Below are 25,168 nucleotides of genomic sequence, written 5' to 3'. Positions count from 1 at the left end.
GAACCTCAAACCAGATTTTTCGATCGGAGTATTCATGCCCCAGCAGATTGTGAAACGTGACGGACGGATTGAATCCTGGTCCGTGGACCGCATTGCCCAGGCCATCCTCAAATCCCTGAACGCCAGCGGCATCAAGGACCCCCTCCTGGCCAAACGCCTGGCCGGGAAGGTGGAGGCCAAGCTCGACGGCATGGACAATCCCGAACAGGAACTCGTGCAGGACACCGTCGAGCAGGTGCTCATGGAGTCCCGCCTCTATCACGTCGCACGCCGCTACATCGTGTACCGCGAAAAGCGCCGCCAGATCCGCAGCCAGACCGAGACGTTCCTGGACGTGACCGAGACCATCGACAGCTACCTGAACAAGTCCGACTGGCGCGTGAGCGAGAACGCCAACATGGCCCACTCCTTCCAGGGGCTCATGCTGCACCTCTCGGGCTCGGTCCAGGCCCGCTACTCCCTGGAGAAATACCCCGAGGAAATCCGGCAGGCCCACGAGCACGGCTATTTTCACATCCACGATCTGTCCTTCGGCCTGGCCGGCTACTGCGCCGGCTGGTCCCTGCGCGACCTGCTGCTGGAAGGCTTCAACCTCGAAGGCCGCTGCTCCTCGGGCCCCTCGCGCCACTTCGACGCGGCCCTGGGCCAGATGGTCAACTTTTTGGGCACCCTGCAGAACGAATGGGCCGGCGCCCAGGCCTTCAACAACGTCGACACCTACCTCGCCCCCTTCGTGCGCCATGACGGCCTGAACTACGACGAAGTCAAGCAGGCCATGCAGAAGTTCGTCTTCAACCTGAACACGACCTCGCGCTGGGGCGGGCAGAGCCCGTTCACGAATTTGACCTTCGATTTGACCCCGCCGGCACACATCGCCTCCGAGGCGGTCATCATCGGCGGGGCCCTGCAGGACAGCACCTACGGAGAATATGGCGCGGAGATGGAGATGATCAACCGCGCCTTCCTGGAAGTCATGCTCAAGGGCGACTACCACGGCCGCATCTTCTCCTTCCCCATCCCGACCTACAACGTGACCCCCGACTTCCCGTGGGAATCCGAGGTCGGCGAACTGCTGCTGAAGCTCACGGCCAAGTACGGGGCCCCGTACTTCCAGAACTTCATCAACTCCGACCTCAAGCCCGAGGACGTGCGCTCCATGTGCTGTCGCCTGCAGATGGACCTGCGCGAGCTGCGCAAACGCACGGGCGGCCTCTTCGGCGCCGGCGACCTGACGGGCTCCATCGGCGTGGTCACCCTGAACCTGCCCAAGCTGGCCTACCTGGCCCAGGGCGAGGAGGACTTCCTGGATCTGGTCGGCGAGTACGCGGCCCTGGCCAAGGATTCCCTGGAGTTCAAGCGCAAGATGGTCGCGGACAACATGGACAAGGGCATGTTCCCCTTCTCCCGGCGTTACCTCAAGAACGGCTTCCGCGGCCACTTCAGCACCATCGGCATCCTGGGCGGCCACGAGGCCTGCCTGAACCTCCTGGGCAAGGGCATCGAGACCGACGCCGGGACCAGGCTCATGATCCGCACCCTGGACCATCTGCGGACCATCACGGCGCGCTTCCAGGAGGAGACGGGCAACCTCTATAACCTCGAAGCCACGCCGGCCGAGGGCACGAGCTACCGCCTGGCCAAGATCGACAAGAAGCTCTACGCCGACATTCAGGCCTCGGGCAACGGCGTGCCCTACTACACCAACTCGACCCTGCTGCCCGTGGGCCACACCACGGACATCTTCACGGCACTGGAGCACCAGAACCGCCTGCAGCCCATGTACACCGGCGGCACCGTGTTCCACAGCTTCCTGGGCGAGTCGGTGCCGGACATCAAGGCCCTGCGGAGCTTCATCGTCAAGGCTCTGAGCGAGACCAAGATCCCCTACATCTCCGTCACGCCGACCTTCTCCATCTGCAAGGACCACGGCTACCTCACGGGCGAGCAGGCCACCTGCCCGCGCTGCGGCCAGGAGACCGAGGTCTACACCCGGGTGGTGGGCTACTACCGGCCGGTCAAGATGTGGAACCGCGGCAAGCAGGCCGAGTACAAGGACCGTGTGGAATACTCCCAGGCCTCCTGCTTCGGCGCCTAGGCCCTCGCGGGAAACAAAAAGAAAACGGCCGGGCTGCTTGTGCAGTCCGGCCGTTCGACGTTGCAGGCCAGGTCCCGGGGCGCCGGGAGGGGAGTCAGCGCAGCGTCGTCCGGTTCCCCTGCCCCAGGCTGCTGAAGACGGAGCGCAGCCCGGCGGCCAGCCGGAGGATGGCCTTGGAGATGACCGGTTCGGGCCGGTTGATTTTCTGGGAGTGCAGAAAGACGGTAATTTCGCGCATGATGAACCTCATATTCTGAAATATGGTAAATTTTGTGAATGTCGTTTTGAAGCGATGGTCAATTAGGCGCGAAAGATCTGTTCGTCAAGTGAATTTCTGACGATTCTATTTTTGTATGATTTCAGGTCGCTGGCCTGTCAGGACGGCGGCAGCAGGGCGTCCTGGGTGGCCCGGTCCCACTGGGCGGCGGCCGGCATAGCCAATGACGCGCGGAAACGGGCCAGGGCGGCCTTGGATCTTTTGCCCCACGCGCCGTCGATCTTGCCCTTGTAGAGGCCTTGGGCGGCCAGGGCCTGCTGGACGCGCTTGGCGTCGGATTTGTGTTTGAGGTCGAGCAGCGGGGCGGGGGCGGTCTTTGTCTTGACGGCTGACGGTGCCGCCCCCATGAGGATGTGGACCTCCTCGGTCAGGCGCAGGCGGCACGAGGCCGATGCCAGGACGACGTGGTCCGCGGTCTGCACGATGCGCGCGCTGACCCGCACCCCGCCGTCGGCCAGGGTGTATGTGCCGGTCAGCACGGCCTGCAGGCCCGAGGTCGAGCCGGCCTGATCCGGGCTGCCGGACAGGGCCGTCTCCCCGTTCTCCTTGAGGCTGTAAGGGCTCGGCATGAAGGCGCGGGTGTCGGCCACGCGGTACCCGTGGCGTGCGAAGGCGTTGCCGGTTTCCTCGGCCAGGATGCGCCCCAGGGGGGATGTCGACCTGAGGTCGTTCAGGTCCGCGAAGGGGGCGGTCATGATGGCGGTGGACCGGTCCAGGCGGACCTGGAGGTTCCCGGCCAGGCTGTCGGCCAGGGCGGTGCAGAGTTCCTCGATGCGCGACGCCCCGCAGCCGGCCGTGCCGGGGGCTGGGATGGCGCAGAACAGGGCGCAGAGGAGCAGGATGGCGCGGGTCATTTGTTCACCAGCGAATAGCGTTTGAGCTCGACGTCCCCGCTCGGCGCGCCGAGCTTGTACTGGGCCATGTCGCGGCCGTCGACGTAGAAGATGCTCGAATCCCGGTACAGGTAGCCGCCGTTGTGCACGAGGGCGGAGGTGACCTGGATTTCCGTCTGCGGCGTCTGCGGGTCGAAAAGGCCGCTCTCCTCGGACACCATGGGCACCTCGGGGTAGCGTCCCTTGTCGTCTTTGGCCTGCACGAAATCCGGATCCGCGATGAGGAGGCGGCCCGACCGGTTCCGCGTGAGGGTCCGGCGGTGCGTGACCGTTTCCACGCCCACTTCCAGAACGGCGGCTCCGTCCGGCGTGAAGGAGACCGGCACGCCGTAGTCCACCAGGCGGGTCAGCAGCGCTTCGCGGTAGGTTTTGCCGAACGTGGTGGCCGGCGCGGGGGCGACGTAGACGCGGACGTCCCCTTCGGGATGGAAATGTTCCAGCGCTTTGGCGCAATTGCCGGCGACCGTGGCCGCCAGACTGTCCCAGTGAGCCATGGCCTGCATTTTGGGCTGGGAGGACAGCGGGTACCCGGAAGCCAGGGGAGCCTGGGCCGTGGCAAAGCTGTCGGACTGCGCGCTGTTGATGCCGGCCGGGGAGCAGGCGGCCAGGGACAGCGCGGCTAAAAGGGCGAGAAGGGCGGTCAGGCGCATGACGTGCTCCTTGAAATCGGTTCTTTCCATGATCAGGTTATCGGCCGCGCCAAAGAAAACTTAAGGTCAGGCGGCAGGCCTTTGGCACGGGCCATGCTTTGCCGTGGTCAGTCGGCATTTTTCTCCGGGGGGTTCGACCATGTCCAGAATATTCATCGCTCTGGCGAGCGTGTTCCTGTGCGGCTGCATCCAGCTACCGGCCTTCGTCGGCAAGGCCTCGGGCCCTGCCGAGCCGCGCCTGCTGGATTTTTCCTACAAGGCGGGGGACCATCTGCACGCGCAGCTTTCGGGCGGCCCGGTGGCGTCCTACCCCATGCTCGCGGCATCCTTCGTCGATTCGGCCAACATGGAGAACGCCAATGATCTCGGCAGGCTCCTGTCGGAACAGGTCGCCTCGCGGCTCAGCCAGCACGGCTACTCCGTGACGGAAATCCAGCTGCGATCAGACCAGCTGCGCGTCGATCCGTCCGGCGGCGTCATGGCCCTGTCCCGCGACATCGCCGAGATCAACACCGATTCAGCCGCATATTCCATCCTGGTCGGGACGTACACGGTCGTGGGGCGCCAGATGTACGTCAACGCTCGCGTCCTGCGGGCCAGCGACGGCATCGCCCTGGCCTCTTCGGATTTTTCCCTGCCGTATGTCCGCCAGCAGAAGGCCGACGGAAGGCCTGCTGCCGTTCAGCCTTCAGTGGAAACGATTCTCAGATGACGCGCCCGCCCGCTTCGTGCTTGTTCTTGTGCCAAGATTGACTTATGTGGGGATTCGTGTGTCAATCTTTACATATTCGGAGGAAGCATGAAGAAATTGCTCTTGGTATTCGCGCTGTTGTTGCTGCCTGTCACGGGCATGGCCCAGGACAAGGTGCTGAAGATGTCCACCACCACCAGCACCGAGTCTTCGGGACTGCTTGAGGTGCTTCTGCCCGAGTTCAAGAAGGACACGGGCATCGACGTCCAGGTAATGGCCAAGGGCACGGGCGCGGCCATCAAGGACGGCATCGACGGCAACGTGGACGTCATTTTCGTGCATGACCCGGCCCGCGAGGAGAAGTTCGTGGCCGACGGCTTTGGCACCAAGCGCTATTACGTCATGTACAACGACTTCCTGCTGATCGGTCCGGCCGCTGACCCTGCCGGCGCCAAGGGCCCCGACGCGGCGGCGGCCATGAAGAGGATCGCCCAGTCCGAGGCGGTCTTCGTCTCCCGCGGCGACGACAGCGGCACCCACGCCAAGGAGCAGGAGCTCTGGAAGGCCACGGGGCTGCCCCTGAAGGAAGAGGATACCGTCTTCAAGGCCAAGGACAAGGAAATGAAGTTCAAGACCGTGCACCCCGAAGGCATGAAGGGCTACATGTCCATCGGCCAGGGCATGGGCAAGACCCTGACCTTTGCCGAGGAGAAGCAGGGCTACACCATCACGGACCGCGGGACCTACGTCCAGTACAAGTATGGCCGGCCCGAGGGCCTGCAGCTCGAGTCCATCAGCGAAGGCGACAAGACGCTCTTCAACCCCTATGGCGTCATCCCGGTCAATCCGGCCAAGCACCCCCATGTGCGCTTCGACCTGGCGGAGACTTTTGCCAAGTGGCTCGTCTCAGAGCGCGGACAGAAGGTCATCGGCGACTTCAAGCTGCTTGACAAGCAGCTCTTCTTCCCCGACGCGAAATAGGCCGAGGCGGCTCGATTTCGCGCGCCGGACGCCACGTCCAGGCGTCCGGGGAATTGACGTTTGCGGCCCGCTCCTCGAGCGGGCCTTTTTTTCCCGAGGGCCTTCATTTCAGGGGTATGCATGTTTTTTTGGGATAGTCTCTGGGCGGCGCTCCAACTGTTGTTCAGCTTTGACAGGGAACTTCTGCATATCGTCGGCGTATCGCTCAACGTCAGCTTTTGGGCCACCTTGGCTGCTTGCGTCATCGGCGTGCCGGCGGGTTTTTTGATCGGTATCGCCAGTTTCAGGGGCAAGCAGGCGGTCATCACCTTTTTCAACACCATGCTGGCCCTGCCGACCGTGGTCATCGGCCTGCTGGTCTACTCGCTGCTGTCCCGGCGCGGCGTGCTCGGTCAGCTTGGCTGGCTCTATTCCCAGAAGGCCATGATCGTCGGCCAGATCATTCTCATCACGCCCATTATCGTGGCCTTCACCATCGCGGCCGTCGGTCGAATCGACGACCGCTACCGGCGCACGGCCCTGACTCTGGGCGCGTCCTCGTGGCAGGTGGCCCTGGTGGTCCTGCGCGAGGCGCGATTCAGCATCATGGCCGCCATCGTGGCCGCGTTCGGCAGGGTCATCTCCGAGATCGGCATCTCCATGATGCTCGGCGGCAACGCCAGGGGCTTCACCCGGACCATGACCACGGCCATGGCCCTGGAATACGACAAGGGCGAATTCGTGCTGGCCCTGGGGCTGGGCATCGTGCTTTTGACCATCAGCCTTGTGGTCAACGTGCTGCTCGGGTACGTGCAGGGGAGGACGCAGCGATGAGCCTTTTCGAACTCCACGGCGTGCGCATGGCCTACGACGGACGGGTCGTGCTCGATCTGCCGCGGCTCGGGATCGAGCATGGACTCGCCTATTCCCTGCAAGGGCCAAACGGGGCCGGCAAGTCGACGCTCCTGGGGATACTGTCCTTTCTGACCGCGCCTCACGAGGGGCGGGTCCTTTTTCAGGGCGAGCCAGTGCTCTGGAAAGAATCCAGCTTGCGTCCACTGCGGCGCCAGGTCGCTCTTGTTGAACAGCACCCGGTCATGTTCAGCCGCAGCGTGCGCGAGAATGTGGGATACGGCCTGGCCATCCGGGGAGTGGCCAGGGCGGAGCGCAACAGGCTGGTGGACGGGGCGCTGGAACTGGTGGGGTTGTCCCACTTGTCCGAGGTCTATGCCCCACGCCTATCCGGGGGCGAAACCCAGCGCGTGGCCATCGCCAGGGCCCTGGCCAACAACCCGAAAGTGCTCCTGCTGGACGAACCCACGGCCAGCGTGGACACGCAGAACCGAATCGTCATCGAGCAGGTTGTGGCCGAGCTGCGCGACAGAGGGGACACGACCATCGTGCTCTGCACCCACAACCGCTCACAGGCTTGGGCCCTGTGCCCGCACGTCATCTTCCTGGAGGACGGGAAGCTGGTGCACCGTTCTCGCGCCAATTCTTACGCCGGGATCACGAACGTGACGGACGGACAGGCATGGTGCCGGATCGCAGAGAATTTTCGCGTGCCCGTCAACGGCTGTGAGCCGGGGAGGGTCAGGATATCCATCGACCCCGAAGGGGTGCGCCTGCAGCGGACCCTGGAGACGGGGCTCAACTGCGGCCCTTTGGCCAAGATTCGTCTGGAAGGGGACACAGTGGCCTTGAGCGTCAATCTGGGGCGCCCCCTGGATGTGCAGATGCCACTTGTTGATTTCAGGGCGGCGGGTCTGACCGTCGGGGATATGGTCCTGGCCGAGATTCGACCCGAGGCAGTCGAATGCCATGCCGGGCACTGATCCCGCCGCCACCAGGAAGACAGACCACGATGATGCCCCACGACCTTATCCCCGCGTCCGGTGCGGCCACCCGTCCCCACGTCCGCCCTGGCGAATCCGCCTGGCGGGAACTGTGCTCGACCCTCAACCGTCTCCGCCGCGACGAGGGCGGCTGGTGGTCGAAGATCGAGGCTGATGCCGAGGCCGTCCCCAGGATCGACGCATCAGGGGTCGTGGTGCGGCTGCGCGGGAACGTTTTCGCCGAGATCGGGCTGCGCGGCGGCGAGCCGCAATGCCGTATCGAGCCAGGGCACCTTCTGCTGACCCATCCGGGAGGGCGGACCGTGCTCGGGGACGGCGTGGCCTGCGCCCGCTCGGTCCAGACCCTGTCCGAACTGGCCGAACACTACGATCATGTCCGCCGCCATGCCTGCCGTCATGTGGACCGCCGCCAGGCCATCCTGGATCGCCTCTTCCTCCGCCACGCCTGCGTCCTGGCCCTTGACGCCCCGCTTGAAGCCCCCCTTGACGTGGGCAGGGTCGATCTCGTGGCCCTGTCGCCGCAGGGCGTGGCCGTTTTGTTTCTGCTGCGGCGCTACGCCGACGGGGACCTGCGCCTGAAGGGGCGCGGGGGCATCGTCTGGCGGATGCGGGAAATGGACCGCCGGCTCGCGGGCCAGGCGGCCGCCTCAGCCTGGGTCAGCGGTCTCCTGGAGCGCGGCGCCACCCTCGACACCCGCCATTCCCGGCGCTACCGCCTGCCACCATCCCTGCACGTCCACCCGCATGTCCGCCTGCTCATCGTCGACTTCGACCACGCCCAGCGTCAGGCCGGGCTGCCGTCTCTGCGAGCCGACCTCGAACGCGGGCTTGACCGCAGCGGCGCCCGGAGTGATATTCATTGCCTTGGCGACGCCGGAAACATCTCCTTCGGGACCTTTTTTTCCGGCCTCTGACAGTTTCCACGTTTTGCGGCGGAGGCGATATGTCCGATCTGCATTTGTGGCACCGCACGGAACTCGGAAAGCTCCGGCAGGACATGGAGGAGCTCTTCGACTCCCTCGTGCGGGATTTCTGCAGCCCCCTGGATCTTCGGCTGCTGCGTTGCGAGCCGGACGTGCGCGTGGTCAACGAAGGCGACGCCATCGTTGTCACGGCCCTTGTTCCCAACCTCGACCCGCGTTCCATCAAGGTCTCGGTGTCCGGGAGCAGGCTGTCCATTTCCGGCGAAAGGGTGGAGGAGGACCGGGACGCGGGGAGTCTGTACATTTCCCGGCAGGGGTTCGCCAGTTCCGTGCGGCTCTCCTCGGCCGTGGACGCGGACCAGGTGACCGCCAGCTACGCGGGCGGGATGCTCAGGATCGTCCTGCCCAGGCTCGCGGGCCGCACGCCGGTGCGGACGCGGGCGAACGAGCACAACAACGAGCGAGGTAGGCATGAGTGAATCGTTACGACTGACTCCCGAGGAATTGCGGTGGACCCTCGACACCTCCACCCTGCCTTTCGCCACCACGGACGAACTCGAGCCCCTGGACGAGATCCTCGGCCAGGACCGGGGCGTGGAAGCCCTGCGTTTCGGTATCGGGGTGCGCCGTCCAGGCTACAACATTCTGGTCACGGGTGCTCCGGGCTCCGGCCGCATGGACGCCGTGAAGAAGGTCCTGGCCATGGCCGTGGAGGGCGGGAAGGTGCCCGGCGACCTGTGCTACCTGAACAATTTCAAGGACCCCGAAGCCCCCATTCTGGTGCGCCTGGGCCAGGGGCAGGGCGCGCGTCTGAAGAAGAGCATGCAGGGACTGGTGGACGAACTGAGGAAGGAGGTCCCGAAGCTCTTCGAAAGCCCTGAATATCTTGCCCGCAAGAACGAAATCAACGAGGCCTACGAGAAGAAGACCGCGAGCTTCTTCATGAATCTCGAAAAGCAGGTCAAGGAGGCCGGCTTCGCCCTGGTCACCTTCCAGGGGCGCCAGGGCCAGCCGCCCGAGGTCATGCCCGTCGTCGACGGCGAACCCACCCCGATCCTCAAGCTCGAACAGATGGTCGACAAGGGCCGCTTCCCCCGCGACGAGTTCGAGCGCATCAAGGCCAAGCATTCCGAGATCAAGAGCGAGATCGACTCCATCTTCCTGCAGGTCCGCCAGCTCCAGAAGGAAATTCAGGAGAAGAACCGGCAGGCCGACAAGGCCATGTTCTCGAACCTGGCCGACGACCTCATCGCCCCCTTGCGCGAGGATTTCGCCTGCGAGGAGCTGAACGAGTACTTTCAGCACATGGTCGACAACATGGTCGAGAACATCGCCATCTTCTTCGCCCAGGAACAGCCGCCGCACATGCCCGTGGGCGACCCCTTCGAGCAGTACACGGTCAACGTGATGGTGGACAACTCCGAGCAGCAGGGGCCGCCGGTCATCATCGAGGAATACCCGACCTACCGCAACCTGTTCGGCAGCATCGAGCGCATCGTGGACCGCAGCGGCGTCTGGCGCACGGACTTCTCGCGCATCAAGGCCGGCTCCTTCGTGCGCGCCAACGGCGGCTATCTGGTCCTGAACCTCCTGGACGCCATCATGGAACCGGGCGTCTGGCAGTCCCTCAAGCGGGCCCTGAAGAGCCGCAAGATGGAGATCCAGACCTACGACCCCTTCTATCTGTTCACCACCTCTTCCATGAAGCCCGAGCCCATCGAGATGGACATCAAGGTCATCGTCCTGGCCGACACGTACATGTACCATCTGCTGCAGCACTACGACGATGACGTGCCCAAGATATTCAAGGTCCGGGCGGACTTCGACACGACCATGGACAACACCGGCGAGGCTGTGAGCCAGTTCGCCCGCTTCGTCCGCGCCCGCTGCACCGAACACGACCTGCGCCCCTTCGACCGCACGGCCGTGGCGGCCCTGGTGGAGGAGGCCGTGCGCATGGGCGGGCGGCAGGAGAAGATGGCCGCCACCTTCCCCAAGCTGACGGACCTGCTCATGGAGGCCGAGTATTTCGCCCAACAGGACGGCCGGGACACGGTCATGGGTGACGACGTGGCCCGCGCCGTCGAGGCCCGCATCCATCGTTCCAGCCTTATCGAGGAAAAGATCCAGGACATGATCGACCGCGGGTCCATCATGATCGACACGGACGACGTCAAGGTCGGCCAGATCAACGGCCTGGCCGTGTACAGCATGGGTGACATCATGTTCGGCAAGCCCAGCCGCATCACCGTGGCCACGTCCATGGGCAAGGCCGGCATCATCAACATCGAGCGCGAGGCCGACCTGTCGGGCAGCACCCACAACAAGGGCGTGCTCATCCTCGGCGGCTACCTGCGCAAGATGTTCGCCCAGGACAAGCCCCTGGCCATGAGCGCGTCCATCGCCTTCGAGCAGAGCTATTCCGGGGTCGACGGCGACAGCGCCTCGTCCACGGAGATGTACGCCCTGCTGTCGAGCCTCTCGGGCGTGCCCATCAAGCAGGGCGTCGCAGTGACGGGCTCCGTCAACCAGAACGGCGAGGTGCAGGCCATCGGCGGAGTCAACCACAAGATCGAGGGGTTCTTCGCCTGCTGCAAGGCGCGCGGACTGACCGGCGAGCAGGGCGTCATCATCCCCAGGGCCAACGTCAAGGACCTCATGCTCAAGCCCGAGGTCGTGGACGCCGTGCGCGGGGGTACGTTCCACATCTGGTCCGTGGACACCATTGAGCAGGGCATCGAGATTCTGACCGGCAAGAAGGCCGGTGCGCGCAGGAAGGACGGCACGTACCCCAAGGGCAGCATCTACGCCCTGGCGGACGAGCGCTTGAAGAGCCTGGCCGAAGGCATGGTCCGGTTCGGCAAGGACGAGAACAACACGAAGGACAAGGATTGAACGGGCGACTGCCCATAAGGAGCATATCTTGGAAAAGAACATGTACGATCTGGTCATTGTGGGCGGAGGGCCTGCTGGTCTCTCGGCGGGCATTTACGCCATGCGCGCGGCCATGAACGCCGTGCTGGTCGAGAAGGGCATGCCCGGCGGGCAGGTCGCCCTGACCAAGGACGTGGAGAACTACCCCGGCATCGAGGAGGTCGGGGGCTTCGAGCTGTGCGAGAAGTTCCTGAACCACGCCAAGCGCTATAATCTGGAGATTCGGGAGAATGAGGTGGCCCGAGTGGAGCCCGGCGTTGACTTCCACGAGGTGGTGCTGGCCGACGGCACCCGGCTGGACACCCATGCCGTGATTCTGGCCGCCGGCGGCTCGGCTCGCAAGCTGGGCGTGCCTGGCGAGATGGAGCAGTACGGTAAGGGCGTGTCTTATTGCGCGACGTGCGACGGGTTCTTCTTCCGCGGCAAGACCGTCGTCGTGGTCGGCGGCGGCGACACGGCCCTGGAGGATGCCCTGTATCTCTCCAAGATCTGCAACAAGGTCTATCTCGTGCACCGGCGGGAAGAGTTCCGCGGCAGCCGCATCCTTCAGCAGCGCGTCTTCGCCGAGCCTCGCATCACCCTGGTCCTGAGCTCCGTGCTGACGAACATCGCCGGCAACGACCAGGGCGTGACCGGCGTGACCGTCCAGCACGTCGAGAGCGGCGAAACCCGCGACATCGACACCGACGGCGTGTTCATCTTCGTCGGGTTCAGGCCGAACAACATGCTCGTGCCGGCCGGAGTGAAGATGAACGCCGCGGGATACGTCGTCACCGACGAAAAGTGCGAAACGAGTCTGCCCGGCATCTTCGCCGTGGGCGACCTGCGGCAGAAATACGCCAACCAGATCGTCCTGGCTGCGGCCGACGGCTGTGTCGCGGCCCTGGCCGCGGCGCACTTCGTGGAGGCCCGCAAGGCCCAGGCCGGCCGCAAGTAGGGCGGCTGGCGGACGCATGGCGCCGGACGCGGTCCGCGCCATGCGCCGGTTTCGCGCGGTGGTCGTGAAAACAAAAAACCCCTTGAATTTCAAGGGGTTTTTTGTCGCCTGTGGCGGGAAATCTGCTGGCTCCCCGGGACAGATTTGAACTGCCGACAGGGTGGTTAACAGCCACCTGCTCTGCCAACTGAGCTACCGGGGAACGTCGGCCAGAAGGCGCTTTTAGGGAAAGGGGGCTCGGCTGTCAACCGGGAAAGCCCCCTTCTTTTCGGCCTGCTCAGCTGATTTCCGGCCGGCTTAGCGGAAATCGCGAAAGAGCGGATCGAGACGCTCCTGAGGATAAAGTTTCCCGTAGGGCGGCAAGGACGATGTGATCGTGCCCGGAGTCAGTTCCATGGCGCGTATCATGACCGTGTCCACCGGCAGCCTGTCCAAAACCTTCACCTGATAGATCGGCGCCAGCTCGACTCCCGCGGCGGCAGCCTTTGCAAGATAGCGGCGATATTCGGGGTCCGTTGTTTCCGAGGGGAGCCCGTACAGGCTTTCGCGGAATGTTCGCCCGTTCACTTCGGTCTTGTACCCGCCGAGAAAGACGAAGACCTCCAGATCGCCCGTTTTGACGACCCGCGACAGCAGCAGGATCGAGGCCGGCCCCTCTCCCTCCCGCACAAAAACCAGAGTCTGGATCAGATCGATGGGCGGCAGGGACGTGTCCCTGGTTTCGCCCCTGACGTTGAACTGTTCCGCACCGATATAGCGCCAACCGGGTTCGACGGGGATGGTTTCGGAGCCCCACAGGGCAACCTCCGCGTCGCCGGGCTGGTAAAGGTCCGCAAAACGGTTGCCCGCGCATCCGGCCAACACGGCCACGATGGCCAGCGCTACCAAATTAAGAACGCCTATTCCTGGAATTCGCTTGCACATGTCGTCCTCCTCGGCTGAATTCGACAGCATCATACGCCATCGGGGCCCGAAGTCCATGCCGCGGCAGGTGCGCGCCTGTCCGTATGCGGACCGAAGATTCTAGTCGACGCGCAGGATGGTGGAATACGCGCCGAACACGGCCCAGGCCGCCGCTCCTTCGCACAGCCCGAGCCGGTCCAGGCTCCGGTTCGTCGCGATGGAGCACAGTTCCGTTTCCGGATCGATGCTCAGCACGCACTCGGTGTTGATCCGTCCGCGGGTCATGCGGACGATGCGGCCGAGGAATCGGTTTTCGGCCGAGCAGAGGGGCTCCGCTTCGGATCGGTACAGATGCACCCAGGGCGCCTTGACCTCGATGGTCGCCAGACGGCCCGCCTTGAGGCCCATGCGCTTCAGGCTGTCCAGGGTGATGATGGACGAAAGCGTGTGTCCGCCGGGGGTGACCAGCTCCACCACGGCCTGCAGGTCGGCCGGCAGGATGCGGTCGACCCGGCCGAAGAAGGCGTTGCGGGCGCTGGTCTTGCGCGCGCTTTCGCGCTGCAGGAATGTGGAGGTCACGGCCCGGATGTCCTCTTCGGAGAACGATACGTAGGAAGACGTCAGATTGGGGGTGGAGTGCCCCAAGTACTTCTGTACCGCCGGCAGAGGCATGTTGGACTGCATCAGCTCAACCCCGCGGGACTTGCGGATGGCCTCCGGGCTGCCCATTTGCTTGGGGAAACCGCAGGCCTGGGCGCGTTCGTAGAATTTGCGGCGCACGAAGGCAGGGTCCACGCTGAGGGTCTGCCCCGCGCTGCGAAGGAAGGCCTCGTCGTCCAGCAGCGCCCTGATTTCCCGCGACACGTTTTCGGCCAGCGGCACCGTCCGCGCCTCGGCGTCCTGGGCGTCGCGGCCGAAGGCAACGGTCAGGGCCCCGTGATCGACGTCGCGGACTGGGTTCAGCGTCAGCACCTCGTGCAGTTTGGCCCCGGTATGGCGGATGAGCAGGAAGATGAGCAGGATGCGCCTGCGGGACAGGGCCACGTCTGCGCGCGGCGTTCCGTCGGCCCATGTCCTGAACTCCCGTTCCAGGCGTTCGAGCTGCAGCGTGTCCAGACACGAGGACGGCTCGGCCACGATGCGGCCGTGGTCGGACGGGCGGGAGGCTGGTCGGGGCTTCTTGCTGGTGGGAGGGTTCATAAAATTTATTTTGGACTGGTCGGAGGGGAAAAGGCAAGAGGAGAATGCAGATTGGGGGGAGGCGGCTCGGAGGGGTCTTCGGCCGGGTGCCGTCCGTGCGGCGTCGGAACTCCTTTGCCGGCCTCGTAGGGGATAACCGTTGCGTGCACGACCGGAAACCGCGCTTCGGGCGAGGGCAACGGTTCTCCCGACGATGCCTGGCGCAGTCGGACAGCCGACGCCGCACGGACGGCACCCGGCCGAAGACCTGCGCCTTGGCGTCGAGAGGTGTCGAAGATTGGGGATACCGCAGGCCGTCGGGAAAAAGAAAAGGCCCTTCGATGTGAAGGGCCTTGGAAATTCTGGCTCCCCGGGACAGATTTGAACTGCCGACAGGGTGGTTAACAGCCACCTGCTCTGCCAACTGAGCTACCGGGGATCGCTCGTGAGAAGCCCCTTTAGGGCAAAGAGGGATGCGCTGTCAACCGGTTTGGGCCGCGGCGCGAATTTTTGTCTGTCCGGCTTCCTCGGCCTTGCCCTGCTGCTCCAGGGCCGAGATGAGGACTTCCCAGAAGGCCGGCGCGTCGGGCTTGAGGTGTACGCTCTGGCGGGCCAGGGATTCGGCGATCTCCGGGTCGTCCCCGCGCTCCAGGTAAATCTTGGCCAGCAGGTGGAAGGAGTGGGCGTCCTGGGGGTTGGAAGTGATGGCCTGGTGGAGCAGTTCGCGAGCCGTGTCGCGGTCGTCGCGGCGGAAGGCCAGACGGGCCAGGTAGCGGTGGGCCAGGCTGCTCGCCGGCGTTTGCCCGTCGCCTGCGGGTGCGGCCCCGACCTGCTCGTAGAGGGCCCAGGCCCGTTCGAAATCCCCTTCCTCCTCGGCCATGAGGCCCAGGCGGATGAGGGCGTAGATGTGGTCGGGCTTCACGGCCAGAACCTGTTCGAAGGCCTGCCGCGCCGCTTCGGGGTCGCCGTCCTTGAGGCAGGCGCAGCCGAAATTGTAGAGGGGCATGATCTGGTCCGGGTGGCTCGCCGCGAGATCCTGGAAGATGGCCCTGGCCGAGTTGTACTTGTTCAGGCGGGCGTAGCAGACGCCGAGGGAGTTGCGGGCCAGGAGGTTGCCTTCGTCGGCCGTGAGGGCCTTCTTGTACTCGGCGATGGCGTCGTAGACTTCGCCCTGGGCGAAGAGCCGGTCGGCGCTGATGTTCAGGGAGATGGAATCGAAGCAGGCGATTTTTTCGTCCTGCAGCAGCGCGGCGTGGTCCATGGCCTTGCGGGCGTTGTCCAGGATGTCCGAGCGGGTGAAGTCCAGGAAGGGGTAGCCCGCGATGCCTACGGACTTGTCCAGCCCGGCGAAGCGGTCGTCCTCGAAGAGTTCGCGCACCGCCCGCGCGCATTCGGACGGCTCCATGTCCGGCACGTGGTAGACGACGCAGTTCATGCTGTAGCGGCCGCCCAGGGCCGACGGGCCGAACAGGGTTTCGGCGCGGTTGGTCAGTGCCTGAAAGAACTGTTCCTCCTTCATCTGGTCCATGGGCGTGCGTTCGGAGTGGGGCGACTCCAGGCGCATGAGCAGCACGGAGAAGGTCTTGGACTGGCTGCGCGCGGTCTGCCACGTCTGCAGGAAATCGCGGTAGGGGTAGAGGCCGGTCAGCAGGTCCTTTTGCGGCGAGCGGGCGCCGGGCTGGGCTTCGCGCTGCTCCATCAGACCCGAATGCTCGTCCAGGAGCGTCAGCTTGTCCCCTTTCTCCACCACCCAGTCCGGGTCATTCTGGACCAGGATCTCGGCGATGGCCATCTCGTCCTGGACCTCCACCAGGGAGACCTCGGCCTTGTACATGGGCGGGTAGTGCCCGAAGACCACGTCCCCACTGGCGCCGACGATGGTCTCGCGGCCGTTGAACTTGCGCGACCAGACCAGGAAGCGCTGGCCCTCGTGGGCGTCCACGCTGCGGCCGAGGTTGATGATCAGCCGGTTCATGGGCATGACCTCGAGCACGACGCCGCCCTGGGCCAGGATCTGGTTGAAGGAGTAGACCTGCCCACGGCCGCAGGCCTTGGCCGTGTTCAGGGCCTTTTCGGCTTTCTCCAGCACCAGCCAGGCCTGTTCGGCCGGGGCCTTCTGGAACTGCGCGCCCTGAAGGTCCTGGGGATAGTTGACGAAGCCGATGCTGGCCGACACGGACACGTCCTCGCGCAAGGGGGCGAAGCGGGCCGTGACCTTGGACATCTCGATGCCGAGGTTCGACGCCAGATCGCGCAGCTTGGACCTTGATGCCTGGGGCCAGAGCACGCCGAAGGAGTCGCCGTCCAGGCGGCAGACCAGTGCCTGCTTGGGGCAGGCGTCGCGCAGCACCTCGGCCGCGAGGTTCAGGATGCGGTCGCCGAAGAGGTGCCCATAGCTCTCGTTGACCTGGCGGAAGCGGTCCAGGTCGATCATGATCAGCCCGAAGCAGGCGCTGTGCCCCTGCAGGGAATCGTCGGCCACGGCCTCGGGGCCGGGCATGATGGAGCCGAGGATGCCCGAGATCTCACGCATCAGCGCCCCGTGCAGGCAGTGGCGGTTGGCGAGGCTCGTCAGGGGGTCGGTGATGGCCAGTTTCCTGAGCCCGATCTGCTCCAGGCACAGGGAGGCCATGACTGGCAGGTAGGGCAGGGCCTGGGCCGTCTTGGCGGCGTCCACCCCGCGGGCCTCGAAGATTGCCAGCAGCCTGTCGCCGCGGATGAGGGGCAGCTGAAGACGGTCGTCCTCCAGTACGGCCCTGCCGTAGGGGTGCTCGGCGTCGGGCTCGAGTTCCTCCGGACTGACGGCCGGGAACATGAGGCTGTAGGAGGAAAAGGACAGGAGTTCCTTGAAGGAGCTTTTGAGCAGAGGCTCGTATTCGACGATGTCCTGCCGGCGCAGGGGAGAGATGGGACTGGCCGTGTTCATGATTGACCCCAGGGTGTTTCCGAAGCCTTTGCCTCATGCCGCACCCCTTGTCCAGAAAGGAGAATTGTGTTTTGGGTCGAAGGTGGCTACAGCCCGGGAAGACACCATTTCCGAGGGAGGAATCGATGCTTCACGTGACCGCCATGCCCCTGGGGCCTCTGGATACCAACTGCTATGTCCTGCACTCCGACCACGAGGCCGTGGTCATCGACCCCGGCGGGGACGCCGACGAGATCCTGTCCTTTCTTTCCTCCAGAAAGCTCGTTCTTCACAGCGTGCTCAACACGCACCTGCACTTCGATCACATCCAGGGCAACGCCGACCTGGTGGCGGCCGCTGGCGTGACGGTCATGGCCAATCCAAAGGACGCCTACCTCATGCAGACGGAGCTCGGCGGGGGCGGCATGATGGGGTTTCCCCGCACGCCTGCCTTCGAGATCACCCCCCTGGAGGAGGGCGAACTGCCCCTCCTGGGCACGACGTGCCGCGTTTTGGCCACCCCCGGCCACAGCCCGGGCAGCCTGTCCTTCTACTTCGAGACGATCAGGGCCGTCTTCGTCGGCGACCTGATCTTCTATCGCTCCGTGGGGCGCACCGATTTTCCCGGCAGCTCCGAGCGGGAACTCATGCGCTCCGTGCGCACCAAGATATTCACCCTGCCCGAGGACACCGTCATCTATCCCGGCCACGGGCCCGAGACCACGGTGCGGCAGGAACGGCTCAACAACCCCTTTTTCACCGAGTTCACCCGCTAGGGAGGACCGCATGATTCCCGAAGGTGAACACGATTTCCGGGACAAGTGCTGACACGTGGGTTCCGATGCCAGTTGGTATCTGCGTTTCAGCCGGACGGACCGGCAGGTTTTCTGGGTCAGCCCGGGCGTCGTTCCCCAGCTTGAGAACGCGCTCTACGTCGAAACCGACTGGACCCTGACCATGCAGCCGGTCGGGGAATACGTGCGGGCGGAATTCGTCCGCAAGCGCCGCCCATGAGACAGCCCGTCGTCATGTCCCTGAGCCCCCGTGGGGGCGGCAACAGCGATCAGGCCGCGGACCTTTTCGCGCGCTGCCTGCATGGCGAAAGCCATGCCCTGCGCCTGCGGGACCACCATGTGGAGCCCTGCACGGGCTGCGGCGCCTGCGCCGCCGCAGGCGTCTGCCGCATGAGCGGCGAGGACGCGGCGGATGACCTCTTCACGCGGCTTGATCAGGCTTCAGGGCTCGTCCTGACCGCGCCCGTCTATTTCTATCATCTCCCGAGCCAGGCCAAGGCCTGGATCGACCGCGCCCAATCCCGGTACCTGGCCAGGCAGGCCGGGCTGGCCGCGGCGGGAGCCGTGCGTCCGGCCTATGCCGTGCTCGTCGCCGGTCGCCCGCGCGGCGAGAAGCTTTTCGACGGCATTCTGCCGACCCTGCGCTATTTTCTGGATGTCCTGGATTTCCGCCTGGAAGGAACCGCCCTGTTGCGCGGCATCGACGAGGCCGGCGAGTTCTCGAGATGCCACGAGGCCATGCAGGCGGTGCGCGCCCTGGCCGGGAGGAGCGGATGGTAGGCGGCCTTGCGGTCACGGCCGGGCGCTGCCTGGACGCCCTGGTCTGCCTTGCGGGCCGACGTTGCCAGCTCTGCGCGGCGGTGCTGGACGACCCGCGCGACTATCCCCTGTGCCCGGAATGCGCATCGGAACTGGCGCCGCGCCGGGGCGGGCACTGCCCGCTGTGCGGCACCTGCTTTGCCGATGCCGGTTCGCCGGTCTACCGCTGCCTGGACTGCCGCATGTCCCCGCCGCCCTGGTCCGGGCTGGCCTTTCACGGTCCCTACGACGGCCATCTCAAGGAACTGGTGCACCGCCACAAGTTCGGCCACGAGCTCGGCCTGGGCCGCCTGCTGTCCTTTCTGACCCGCCAGGCCTGGGAGTTGCGGGGGCTGGGCCGGCCGGACGTGATCGTCCCCGTGCCCATGCTGCCGGGTCATGTGCTGCGCCGCGGATTCAACCAGAGCGCGGAGCTGGCCCGGATGCTGGGCCGGGTCATGGCCCTGCGGCCGCTGACGCACGCCCTGGTCAAGACCCGTGAGACGCGCACCCAGTCGAGCCTGGGGCGCGCCGCCCGCCGCGGCAACGTCGCCGGAGCCTTCGCCGCCTCTCCCGAAGTGCGGGGCCGGCATGTCCTCATCGTCGACGACGTCATGACCACCGGGGCCACAATGACGGCCTGCGCCCGCGCCTGTCTCGAGGCCGGCGCCGCGAAGGTGGATGTCTTCGTCCTGGCCAGGGCCCTATGAAGAGCGCTCTCGCCCTCCGCTGGAGGCATCCCGATCAGAAGCGCCTGCTGGTCATGCTGGTCTGCCTGGTGGCAGGGACCGTCGCGCTGATGAGCATCGAGGTGTACCGTTTTTTGAGCATCGACGAGCACCAGCAGCAGCTGCGTATTGACCAGCGCCATCTGGAGCTGGTGCAGAGTCTGCGTTTCGACCTCGGGGCCGCCCGCCTGGCCCTTTCCAGGCTGCCCGGGGAGAGTGACCCCTCCGTGACCAAGGGCCTTTCGGCCGAGGCGGACAGGCGGCTCTTGCGGGCCAAGGGACTGCTGGTCCTGATGCACCAGGGCGGGGAGCTGCGCGTGAAAGGGGAGACCGCCGGGGCCGTCCCCATTTCCCTGCCTGAACCCATGCCCCCCGAGTTCCTGGCAACGGCGGCGCCTCTCGTGCCCATGGTCCAGGGGATTCTGGACGCGAGCACGAATCTGACGGCGAGAACTGCAACGTCGGGAACGTTCGACCCGGCGACGGCGGTGCGGGTGGAGAGCCTTTTCATTCAGGCCGATGCGACGGCGCAGGCCGTTGCGCAGCGTATTGTCGAGAGCATCTCGGGACACATCGACGACCATCAGACGCGGGCCAACCGCGCGCTGGTGGGCCGCCTCGCGCTGGGGGCGCTGTTGCTGGCGGTCATGAGCGGACTGTGCCTGCGCAGCATGGCCGCAGTGGGCGGGCTTCTGGAGGAGCGGGTGCGGGACGCCGAGTCCGTGGTCGAGGCCAACGCCGGCATGGAGCGGATTCTGGAGGCCCTGCCCGTGGGCATCGCCATCCTTGGCCAGGACCGCACCATCCGCCGCGTGAACCTCGCCGCCACCAACCTCCTCGACATCGAGCCCGGCTGGTTCTTCGAGCGCCGCATCCCTTGGGACATGTTCTGTGAGGAGTCGGAGGCATCCGAACACGGGCCCAGGGTCGAGTTCGAGCACGAGGTGCGCATGCACGCCATGCAGGGCCGGACCCTCGATGTCATCAAGAGTTCCATCCCCGTCATCCTCAAGGGCGAGACGCTCATCCTCGAGGTCTTCATGGACGTGACCCAGCGCAAGCAGGCCGAAACCGCTCTGTTGCAGGAGAAGTCGCGCCTGGAATCCCTGCTGGCCGGCATCGACGAAGGCGTGGCCCTGAGCGACGAGGATGGGTCGGTGATCGAGGTCAACGCGAGCCTCAGCCGCATCCTCGGCCTGGACAGGCAGCGGCTGCTCGGGGCCAAGGTCTGGAACCTTTTCCCCGGAGGCGTTCTCGGGGACGAGATCGACGAAGGCCTGCGCAATCTCAGGCATGATCCGCGAACCCGCCTGCGCGAGATCCAGCTCGAATCCTTCCGCGACATGGCCCTGGTGGTGCGGATGCAGCCCGTGCTGGGCAAGGACGCCTTCGGCGGCATGATCGTCAGCGTCATCGAGGTCACGGAGATCGTCGACGCCCGGCGCAGGGCCGAGGCCGCCTCCCAGGCCAAGAGCATGTTCCTGGCCAACATGAGCCACGAGATCCGCACGCCCATGAACGCCATCGTCGGCCACGGCGAGTTGCTCTCCCACACCGCCCTGGACCCGGGGCAGGCCGAGTGCGTGCAGAGTATCCGGGTCTGCGCCGAAAGCCTGCTGGTCATCATCAACGACATCCTCGACTTCTCCAAGATCGAGGCCGGTATGATGCGCATCGTGCCCGAGGACGTGGACCTCGGGGCCATGCTCGAACGCCTGCGGACCATGTTCGGCGAACAGGCCCATCAGAAGGGCCTGGAGCTGCGGCTGACCACGACGGGGCTGCCCGCGACCGTGCGCACGGACCAGGGGCGGCTCGTGCAGGTCCTGGTCAACCTCGTCGGCAACGCCGTCAAGTTCACCGAGACGGGCAGCGTGGAGATCACGGTCAGCGCCGAATCGGTGCGCGGCGGCCGGGCCAGCGTGCACTTTTTCGTGCGCGACACGGGCATCGGCATTTCGGCCGACCGCCAGAAGGACATCTTCACGTCCTTCGAACAGGTCGACGGCTCCCTGACCCGGCAGTACGGCGGGACAGGGCTGGGGCTGACCATCGCCAACAATCTGGTTCGTCTGCTGGGCGGCGCCGGCATCTCCGTGCACAGCCTCCCCGGTCAGGGCAGCACCTTCTCCTTTGTCCTGCCTTTGGACGTGCCCGCCATCGTCATGCCGCGCGTGCAGGGCCTGCCACAGGATGCGGCCGGGGACGGGGCCTACGCCGAAGTCCGGGTGCTGGCCGTGGAGGACAACGCCTTCAACCGCGGGCTGCTCAAGAAGATGCTCGGCACCCTCGGCGTGACGCGTGTGACCATGGCCGAGAACGGGCAGGAGGCCGTGGACGCGCTGGCCGGGGGCCAGAGCTTCGACATCATTCTTATGGATATCCAGATGCCGGTCCTGGACGGGCTTGACGCCACGCGGACCATCCGGGCCATGGGCCTGGAGGTGCCCATCATCGCCCTTACGGCCCACGTCCTGGAGTCGGACCAGCAGAAAAGCCGGGAGGCGGGCATGGACGGGCATCTGCCCAAGCCCTACAGCCTGAAGGACCTGCGGGAAACGCTGGCGAAGTGGTGCGCGTGAGGCTTTTGGCAGATTTCGGTTGACGGCCTCTTTGGTTTCGTTTTATGTGCATCCTCCCTCTCGACGGCTGCTCTGCTCCGGGCGGCCTTGTAACGTGATGAAAGTCTTGACGGGGTTCCTCGGAAAAGGTAGCCACGTCGTTCAATATTTTGGAGGTCGCAAGATGTTTGCAATCGTAGAAACTGGCGGAAAGCAGTTCCGTGTAGAAGAAGGCCGCAGCCTGAAGGTCGCCAAGCTTGATGCGCAGGCCGGTTCGGAGATCACTCTGGACAAGATCCTGCTGGTCGGGACCGGCGCCGACGTGAAGATCGGCCAGCCCTTCGTCGACGGCGCTGCCGTGACGTGCGAGGTGGTTGAGCACGGTCGTGACAAGAAGATCATCATTTTCAAGAAGAAACGCCGCAAGGATTATCGTAGAACACAGGGCCACCGTCAGGATTTCACCACCCTGAAGGTGAAGTCCATTCAGGCCTAGTGTCGTCGGGAGGAAAACATGGCTCATAAAAAAGCAGGTGGTAGTTCACGCAACGGACGCGACAGTGCCGGTCAGCGGCTCGGCGTGAAAAAGTTCGGTGGCCAGGCTGTCCTGGCGGGCAACATCCTCGTGCGTCAGCACGGCACCAAGGTCCATCCCGGCGTCAACGTCGGTGTTGGCAAGGATTTTACGCTGTTCGCCCTGATTGACGGGGTCGTGAAATTTGAAAAATACACCCGCAAGAACAAGGTCCGGACCAGGGTCAATATCGTTCCCGCCGTCTAGACATTGTCGCTGCGACGATTTTTCAAGCCGCTTCAAGAGGGTGCTCTTGGGCGGCTTTTTTTGCTGTCCGGGTCGATCCCGGGCTTGGAGATCACATGAGATTCGTTGACGAGGCCAAGATCATCATCCGTTCCGGCAGCGGCGGCCAGGGCTGCGTGTCGTTCCGCCGCGAGAAGTACGTGCCCCGCGGGGGCCCCGACGGCGGGGACGGGGGCAAGGGCGGCGACGTCGTGTTCCGCGCCGTGGGCAACCTGCTGACCCTCTACGACTATCGCCACGCGCCCATCCAGGAGGCCGAAAGCGGCCGTCCCGGGTCCGGGCGGCTGTGCTATGGCCGGGCCGGGGTGGACAAGGTCATCGAGGTGCCCGTGGGCACCCAGGTTTACGAGGAGACGGATGACGGCGAAGTCCTCATCGCCGACTTGACCAGGGACGGCCAGGAGATCGTCGTGGCCGAAGGCGGGCGCGGCGGCAAGGGCAACGCCCACTTCAAGTCCTCGACCATGCAGGTGCCGCGCTTCGCGCAGCCCGGCGAGCCCGGGGTGGAGAAGTACATCCGCCTGGAGCTCAAGGTTTTCGCGGATGTCGGACTGCTGGGCCTGCCCAACGCGGGCAAGTCCACGTTCATCTCGCGCATTTCCGCGGCCCGGCCCAAGATCGCGGCCTACCCCTTCACCACCCTGTCGCCCAACCTGGGCGTGGTCATCGACGAGAACGACCGCAAGCTGGTCGTTGCCGACATCCCCGGCCTCATCGAGGGCGCGCACACGGGCCTGGGCCTGGGGCACACCTTCCTGCGGCACGTGGAGCGCTCGCGCTTCCTGGTGCACATCCTGAGCATCGAGGACGTGAACCCCGAAGACCCGTTGGCCGGCTTTCACATCCTCGACGACGAGTTGCGACAGTTCGACCCCGAGCTGGCCGAGAAGCCCCAGATGCGCGTCATCAACAAGATCGACCTGGCCGATGCCGAGCGTCTGGCCGAGGTGCGGGCGGCCTTTGACCGTCTGGGCCTTCGGGTGTACTTCATGTCGGCGTTGAATGAGATCGGCGTTGACGAGGTGCTTGCGGCCATGTGGGAGCTGCATCTCGCGACCGTGAAGGACGGGGGCGAAACCGAAGATGGAACAGTCGACTGATTGGCGCGCCCAGCGCCGCAGGATTCTGGAGAAGGCCAGGCGCGTGGTCGTCAAGGTGGGCAGCGCCGTGCTGACCACGGACAAGGGCCTGGACGAGCGGGTGGTCAACCGACTGGCCGACCAGATCGCGGGCCTGCATGACCGGGGCCTGGAGATCGTCCTCGTGACCTCCGGCGCCGTGGCCGCGGGCCGCTGCGTGCTCGGAGCGGACCGGGCCGCCGGGTGCATGGTGCACAAGCAGGCGGCCTCGGCCGTGGGCCAGAGCCGCCTCATGCACAGCTACGACGAGGCCTTTGCCCGCTACGAGAAGATCACGGCCCAGGTCCTCTTGACCAAGGACGACCTGCGCAGTCGCGAGCGCTTCCTGAACGCCCGCAACACCATGACGCGCCTGCTGGACTGGAAGGTCATCCCCATCGTCAACGAAAACGACACCGTGGCCGTGCAGGAGCTTAAGTTCGGCGACAACGACGCCCTGTCCTCCATGGTCGCCAACCTCGTCGGCGCTGACGTCATCGTCAACCTGACCTCGGCCGACGGCGTTTTCGATGACAACCCCCTGGAAAACCCCGAAGCGGCCTTCGTGCCCTGCGTCGAGAACATCGCCGAGCTGAACCTGCAGTCCATGTGCCGGGGCAAGACCGGGGCCGGGACGGGCGGGATGCTCAGCAAGCTCATGGCCGCCCGCCGCGCGGCCAGCATCGGCGTGCCGACCCTCATCGTCTCGGGAAAGGAGAAGTTCGTGCTGGAGCGCGTCTTCAACCTGGAGGAGCTCGGCACGTGGGTCGCGCCGACCCAGAAGATGCTCTCGGGCCGCAAGTTCTGGCTGGCCTACCATCTGGACCCGGCCGGGACCATCGTGGTGGACGACGGTGCCGCCCGCGCCCTGACGTCCAAGGGCAAAAGCCTGCTGGCCGCCGGGGTGAAGGATGTGGAGGGCAACTTCGGCATGGGCGCGCTGGTGCGCATCGCCGGCCTGGACGGCGCCACCGTCGGCGTGGGCCTGACGAACTTCAAGGCCGCGGAGCTGCGCAAGATCCAGGGTTTGAGCAGCGCGGAGATCGAGAAGGTCCTGGGCCCGTGCCCTCATCAGGAGGTCGTGCACCGGGACAATCTGGTGCTGGACAGTTCGCTCTGAAGAGTGCGGCGAGAGGCCGCACCCAC

The 25,168-nt window shown here is 65.2% G+C and carries 24 protein-coding genes and 2 tRNA genes; 18 read left to right on the top strand and 8 right to left on the bottom strand.

Translation table 11 applies throughout. From position 1 onward, the window contains the following. Positions 1-34 precede the first annotated feature (34 nt). Positions 35-2,095, top strand: coding sequence for a ribonucleoside triphosphate reductase (locus tag ACYQ3G_RS03640; RefSeq protein WP_459822423.1), 2,061 nt, complete (start codon positions 35-37; stop codon positions 2,093-2,095). Between the two features lie 94 nt (positions 2,096-2,189). Here ACYQ3G_RS03640 and ACYQ3G_RS03635 read toward each other — a convergent pair whose 3' ends face one another. From ACYQ3G_RS03635 to ACYQ3G_RS03625, 3 genes are all read right to left on the bottom strand, one after another. Further along, positions 2,190-2,333, bottom strand: coding sequence for a hypothetical protein (locus tag ACYQ3G_RS03635; RefSeq protein ID WP_156902481.1), 144 nt, complete (start codon positions 2,331-2,333; stop codon positions 2,190-2,192). A 137-nt stretch (positions 2,334-2,470) separates the two neighbouring features. After that, positions 2,471-3,226 carry a FlgO family outer membrane protein gene (locus ACYQ3G_RS03630; RefSeq protein WP_459822420.1) on the bottom strand — a complete coding sequence of 252 codons (756 nt, stop codon included), beginning with the start codon at positions 3,224-3,226 and terminating at the stop codon, positions 2,471-2,473. Beyond that, complete coding sequence (locus ACYQ3G_RS03625) at positions 3,223-3,945, bottom strand: hypothetical protein (RefSeq protein ID WP_459822418.1); 723 nt, start codon at positions 3,943-3,945, stop codon at positions 3,223-3,225. The genes ACYQ3G_RS03630 and ACYQ3G_RS03625 overlap by 4 nt, the downstream gene beginning before the upstream one ends. Before the next feature lie 109 nt (positions 3,946-4,054). On the opposite strand from ACYQ3G_RS03625, the gene ACYQ3G_RS03620 reads away from it, so the two are divergent. From ACYQ3G_RS03620 to trxB, 8 genes are all read left to right on the top strand, one after another. Continuing rightward, positions 4,055-4,627 carry a FlgO family outer membrane protein gene (locus ACYQ3G_RS03620; protein ID WP_459822416.1) on the top strand — a complete coding sequence of 191 codons (573 nt, stop codon included), beginning with the start codon at positions 4,055-4,057 and terminating at the stop codon, positions 4,625-4,627. Between the two features lie 87 nt (positions 4,628-4,714). Further along, positions 4,715-5,587: an ABC transporter substrate-binding protein gene (locus tag ACYQ3G_RS03615; protein WP_459822414.1), complete on the top strand. Its 873-nt coding sequence runs from the start codon at positions 4,715-4,717 to the stop codon at positions 5,585-5,587. Between the two features lie 120 nt (positions 5,588-5,707). Further along, positions 5,708-6,400, top strand: coding sequence for an ABC transporter permease (locus ACYQ3G_RS03610; protein ID WP_459822412.1), 693 nt, complete (start codon positions 5,708-5,710; stop codon positions 6,398-6,400). Then, a complete protein-coding gene (locus ACYQ3G_RS03605; RefSeq protein WP_459822410.1) occupies positions 6,397-7,401 on the top strand; it encodes an ABC transporter ATP-binding protein in 1,005 nt (334 codons plus the stop codon). Before ACYQ3G_RS03610 ends, ACYQ3G_RS03605 begins: the two co-directional genes overlap by 4 nt. A gap of 29 nt (positions 7,402-7,430) precedes the next feature. Next, positions 7,431-8,336 (top strand): hypothetical protein, encoded by a 906-nt coding sequence (locus ACYQ3G_RS03600; protein ID WP_459822408.1) that lies wholly within the window; start codon positions 7,431-7,433, stop codon positions 8,334-8,336. Between the two features lie 29 nt (positions 8,337-8,365). Next, positions 8,366-8,824, top strand: a complete 459-nt coding sequence (locus ACYQ3G_RS03595) for an Hsp20/alpha crystallin family protein (RefSeq protein ID WP_459822406.1) — start codon at positions 8,366-8,368, stop codon at positions 8,822-8,824. Continuing rightward, the gene (locus ACYQ3G_RS03590; RefSeq protein WP_459822404.1) at positions 8,817-11,240 is read left to right on the top strand and encodes a Lon protease family protein; all 2,424 of its coding nucleotides are present in this window, start codon (positions 8,817-8,819) and stop codon (positions 11,238-11,240) included. The genes ACYQ3G_RS03595 and ACYQ3G_RS03590 overlap by 8 nt, the downstream gene beginning before the upstream one ends. 28 nt (positions 11,241-11,268) lie before the next feature. Beyond that, a complete protein-coding gene (gene trxB / locus ACYQ3G_RS03585; protein WP_459822402.1) occupies positions 11,269-12,216 on the top strand; it encodes a thioredoxin-disulfide reductase in 948 nt (315 codons plus the stop codon). A 126-nt stretch (positions 12,217-12,342) separates the two neighbouring features. On the opposite strand, the gene ACYQ3G_RS03580 is transcribed toward trxB, so the two are convergent. The 5 genes from ACYQ3G_RS03580 to ACYQ3G_RS03560 all read right to left on the bottom strand — a co-directional run bounded on the left by ACYQ3G_RS03580 (position 12,343) and on the right by ACYQ3G_RS03560 (position 17,224). After that, positions 12,343-12,418 (bottom strand) — tRNA-Asn (locus tag ACYQ3G_RS03580). Between the two features lie 95 nt (positions 12,419-12,513). Continuing rightward, the gene (locus tag ACYQ3G_RS03575) at positions 12,514-13,140 is read right to left on the bottom strand and encodes a hypothetical protein (protein ID WP_459822400.1); all 627 of its coding nucleotides are present in this window, start codon (positions 13,138-13,140) and stop codon (positions 12,514-12,516) included. 99 nt (positions 13,141-13,239) lie between these two features. Beyond that, positions 13,240-14,319 (bottom strand): TOBE domain-containing protein, encoded by a 1,080-nt coding sequence (locus tag ACYQ3G_RS03570; RefSeq protein WP_459822398.1) that lies wholly within the window; start codon positions 14,317-14,319, stop codon positions 13,240-13,242. 342 nt (positions 14,320-14,661) lie between these two features. Then, positions 14,662-14,737 (bottom strand) — tRNA-Asn (locus ACYQ3G_RS03565). A gap of 42 nt (positions 14,738-14,779) precedes the next feature. After that, entirely contained in the window at positions 14,780-17,224 is a 2,445-nt protein-coding gene (locus ACYQ3G_RS03560) for a diguanylate cyclase domain-containing protein (protein ID WP_459822396.1), read from the bottom strand. A 125-nt stretch (positions 17,225-17,349) separates the two neighbouring features. Here ACYQ3G_RS03560 and ACYQ3G_RS03555 point away from each other — a divergent pair, with 125 nt between their 5' ends. From ACYQ3G_RS03555 to proB, 9 genes are all read left to right on the top strand, one after another. Further along, positions 17,350-17,979, top strand: a complete 630-nt coding sequence (locus tag ACYQ3G_RS03555; protein WP_459822394.1) for an MBL fold metallo-hydrolase — start codon at positions 17,350-17,352, stop codon at positions 17,977-17,979. 55 nt (positions 17,980-18,034) lie between these two features. Continuing rightward, complete coding sequence (locus ACYQ3G_RS03550; RefSeq protein ID WP_459822392.1) at positions 18,035-18,217, top strand: hypothetical protein; 183 nt, start codon at positions 18,035-18,037, stop codon at positions 18,215-18,217. Next, complete coding sequence (locus ACYQ3G_RS03545; RefSeq protein WP_459822390.1) at positions 18,214-18,777, top strand: flavodoxin family protein; 564 nt, start codon at positions 18,214-18,216, stop codon at positions 18,775-18,777. The genes ACYQ3G_RS03550 and ACYQ3G_RS03545 overlap by 4 nt, the downstream gene beginning before the upstream one ends. After that, entirely contained in the window at positions 18,771-19,505 is a 735-nt protein-coding gene (locus ACYQ3G_RS03540; RefSeq protein WP_459822388.1) for a ComFC family protein, read from the top strand. Before ACYQ3G_RS03545 ends, ACYQ3G_RS03540 begins: the two co-directional genes overlap by 7 nt. Then, on the top strand, positions 19,502-22,105 hold the full coding sequence (locus ACYQ3G_RS03535; RefSeq protein WP_459822386.1) for a hybrid sensor histidine kinase/response regulator: 2,604 nt from the start codon (positions 19,502-19,504) through the stop codon (positions 22,103-22,105). The genes ACYQ3G_RS03540 and ACYQ3G_RS03535 overlap by 4 nt, the downstream gene beginning before the upstream one ends. Positions 22,106-22,268: 163 nt before the next feature. Next, entirely contained in the window at positions 22,269-22,580 is a 312-nt protein-coding gene (gene rplU / locus ACYQ3G_RS03530) for a 50S ribosomal protein L21 (RefSeq protein WP_459822384.1), read from the top strand. Positions 22,581-22,598: 18 nt separating this feature from the next. After that, complete coding sequence (gene rpmA, locus ACYQ3G_RS03525) at positions 22,599-22,865, top strand: 50S ribosomal protein L27 (RefSeq protein WP_028576977.1); 267 nt, start codon at positions 22,599-22,601, stop codon at positions 22,863-22,865. A gap of 95 nt (positions 22,866-22,960) precedes the next feature. Then, a complete protein-coding gene (obgE, locus tag ACYQ3G_RS03520; RefSeq protein ID WP_459822382.1) occupies positions 22,961-24,004 on the top strand; it encodes a GTPase ObgE in 1,044 nt (347 codons plus the stop codon). Further along, the gene (proB, locus tag ACYQ3G_RS03515; RefSeq protein WP_459822380.1) at positions 23,988-25,142 is read left to right on the top strand and encodes a glutamate 5-kinase; all 1,155 of its coding nucleotides are present in this window, start codon (positions 23,988-23,990) and stop codon (positions 25,140-25,142) included. The genes obgE and proB overlap by 17 nt, the downstream gene beginning before the upstream one ends. The last annotated feature ends 26 nt before the right edge of the window (positions 25,143-25,168 follow it).

It is taken from the genome of Desulfomicrobium salsuginis (genome assembly GCF_054657795.1).
This window is presented reverse-complemented; position numbering and strand designations above follow the sequence as displayed.

Bases quoted from the DNA above. Each gene is read 5' to 3' on its own strand.
- ACYQ3G_RS03625 (WP_459822418.1), bottom strand. From the start codon at position 3,945: ATGGAAAGAACCGATTTCAAGGAGCACGTCATGCGCCTGACCGCCCTT.
- ACYQ3G_RS03605 (WP_459822410.1), top strand. From the start codon at position 6,397: ATGAGCCTTTTCGAACTCCACGGCGTGCGCATGGCCTACGACGGACGG.
- ACYQ3G_RS03600 (WP_459822408.1), top strand. From the start codon at position 7,431: ATGATGCCCCACGACCTTATCCCCGCGTCCGGTGCGGCCACCCGTCCC.
- ACYQ3G_RS03560 (WP_459822396.1), bottom strand. From the start codon at position 17,224: ATGAACACGGCCAGTCCCATCTCTCCCCTGCGCCGGCAGGACATCGTC.
- ACYQ3G_RS03570 (WP_459822398.1), bottom strand. From the start codon at position 14,319: ATGAACCCTCCCACCAGCAAGAAGCCCCGACCAGCCTCCCGCCCGTCC.
- rpmA (WP_028576977.1), top strand. From the start codon at position 22,599: ATGGCTCATAAAAAAGCAGGTGGTAGTTCACGCAACGGACGCGACAGT.
- ACYQ3G_RS03555 (WP_459822394.1), top strand. From the start codon at position 17,350: ATGCTTCACGTGACCGCCATGCCCCTGGGGCCTCTGGATACCAACTGC.
- ACYQ3G_RS03635 (WP_156902481.1), bottom strand. From the start codon at position 2,333: ATGCGCGAAATTACCGTCTTTCTGCACTCCCAGAAAATCAACCGGCCC.
- ACYQ3G_RS03590 (WP_459822404.1), top strand. From the start codon at position 8,817: ATGAGTGAATCGTTACGACTGACTCCCGAGGAATTGCGGTGGACCCTC.
- ACYQ3G_RS03575 (WP_459822400.1), bottom strand. From the start codon at position 13,140: ATGTGCAAGCGAATTCCAGGAATAGGCGTTCTTAATTTGGTAGCGCTG.
- rplU (WP_459822384.1), top strand. From the start codon at position 22,269: ATGTTTGCAATCGTAGAAACTGGCGGAAAGCAGTTCCGTGTAGAAGAA.
- proB (WP_459822380.1), top strand. From the start codon at position 23,988: ATGGAACAGTCGACTGATTGGCGCGCCCAGCGCCGCAGGATTCTGGAG.
- ACYQ3G_RS03620 (WP_459822416.1), top strand. From the start codon at position 4,055: ATGTCCAGAATATTCATCGCTCTGGCGAGCGTGTTCCTGTGCGGCTGC.
- ACYQ3G_RS03535 (WP_459822386.1), top strand. From the start codon at position 19,502: ATGAAGAGCGCTCTCGCCCTCCGCTGGAGGCATCCCGATCAGAAGCGC.
- ACYQ3G_RS03615 (WP_459822414.1), top strand. From the start codon at position 4,715: ATGAAGAAATTGCTCTTGGTATTCGCGCTGTTGTTGCTGCCTGTCACG.
- ACYQ3G_RS03595 (WP_459822406.1), top strand. From the start codon at position 8,366: ATGTCCGATCTGCATTTGTGGCACCGCACGGAACTCGGAAAGCTCCGG.
- ACYQ3G_RS03610 (WP_459822412.1), top strand. From the start codon at position 5,708: ATGTTTTTTTGGGATAGTCTCTGGGCGGCGCTCCAACTGTTGTTCAGC.
- ACYQ3G_RS03630 (WP_459822420.1), bottom strand. From the start codon at position 3,226: ATGACCCGCGCCATCCTGCTCCTCTGCGCCCTGTTCTGCGCCATCCCA.
- ACYQ3G_RS03545 (WP_459822390.1), top strand. From the start codon at position 18,214: ATGAGACAGCCCGTCGTCATGTCCCTGAGCCCCCGTGGGGGCGGCAAC.
- ACYQ3G_RS03540 (WP_459822388.1), top strand. From the start codon at position 18,771: ATGGTAGGCGGCCTTGCGGTCACGGCCGGGCGCTGCCTGGACGCCCTG.
- obgE (WP_459822382.1), top strand. From the start codon at position 22,961: ATGAGATTCGTTGACGAGGCCAAGATCATCATCCGTTCCGGCAGCGGC.
- ACYQ3G_RS03640 (WP_459822423.1), top strand. From the start codon at position 35: ATGCCCCAGCAGATTGTGAAACGTGACGGACGGATTGAATCCTGGTCC.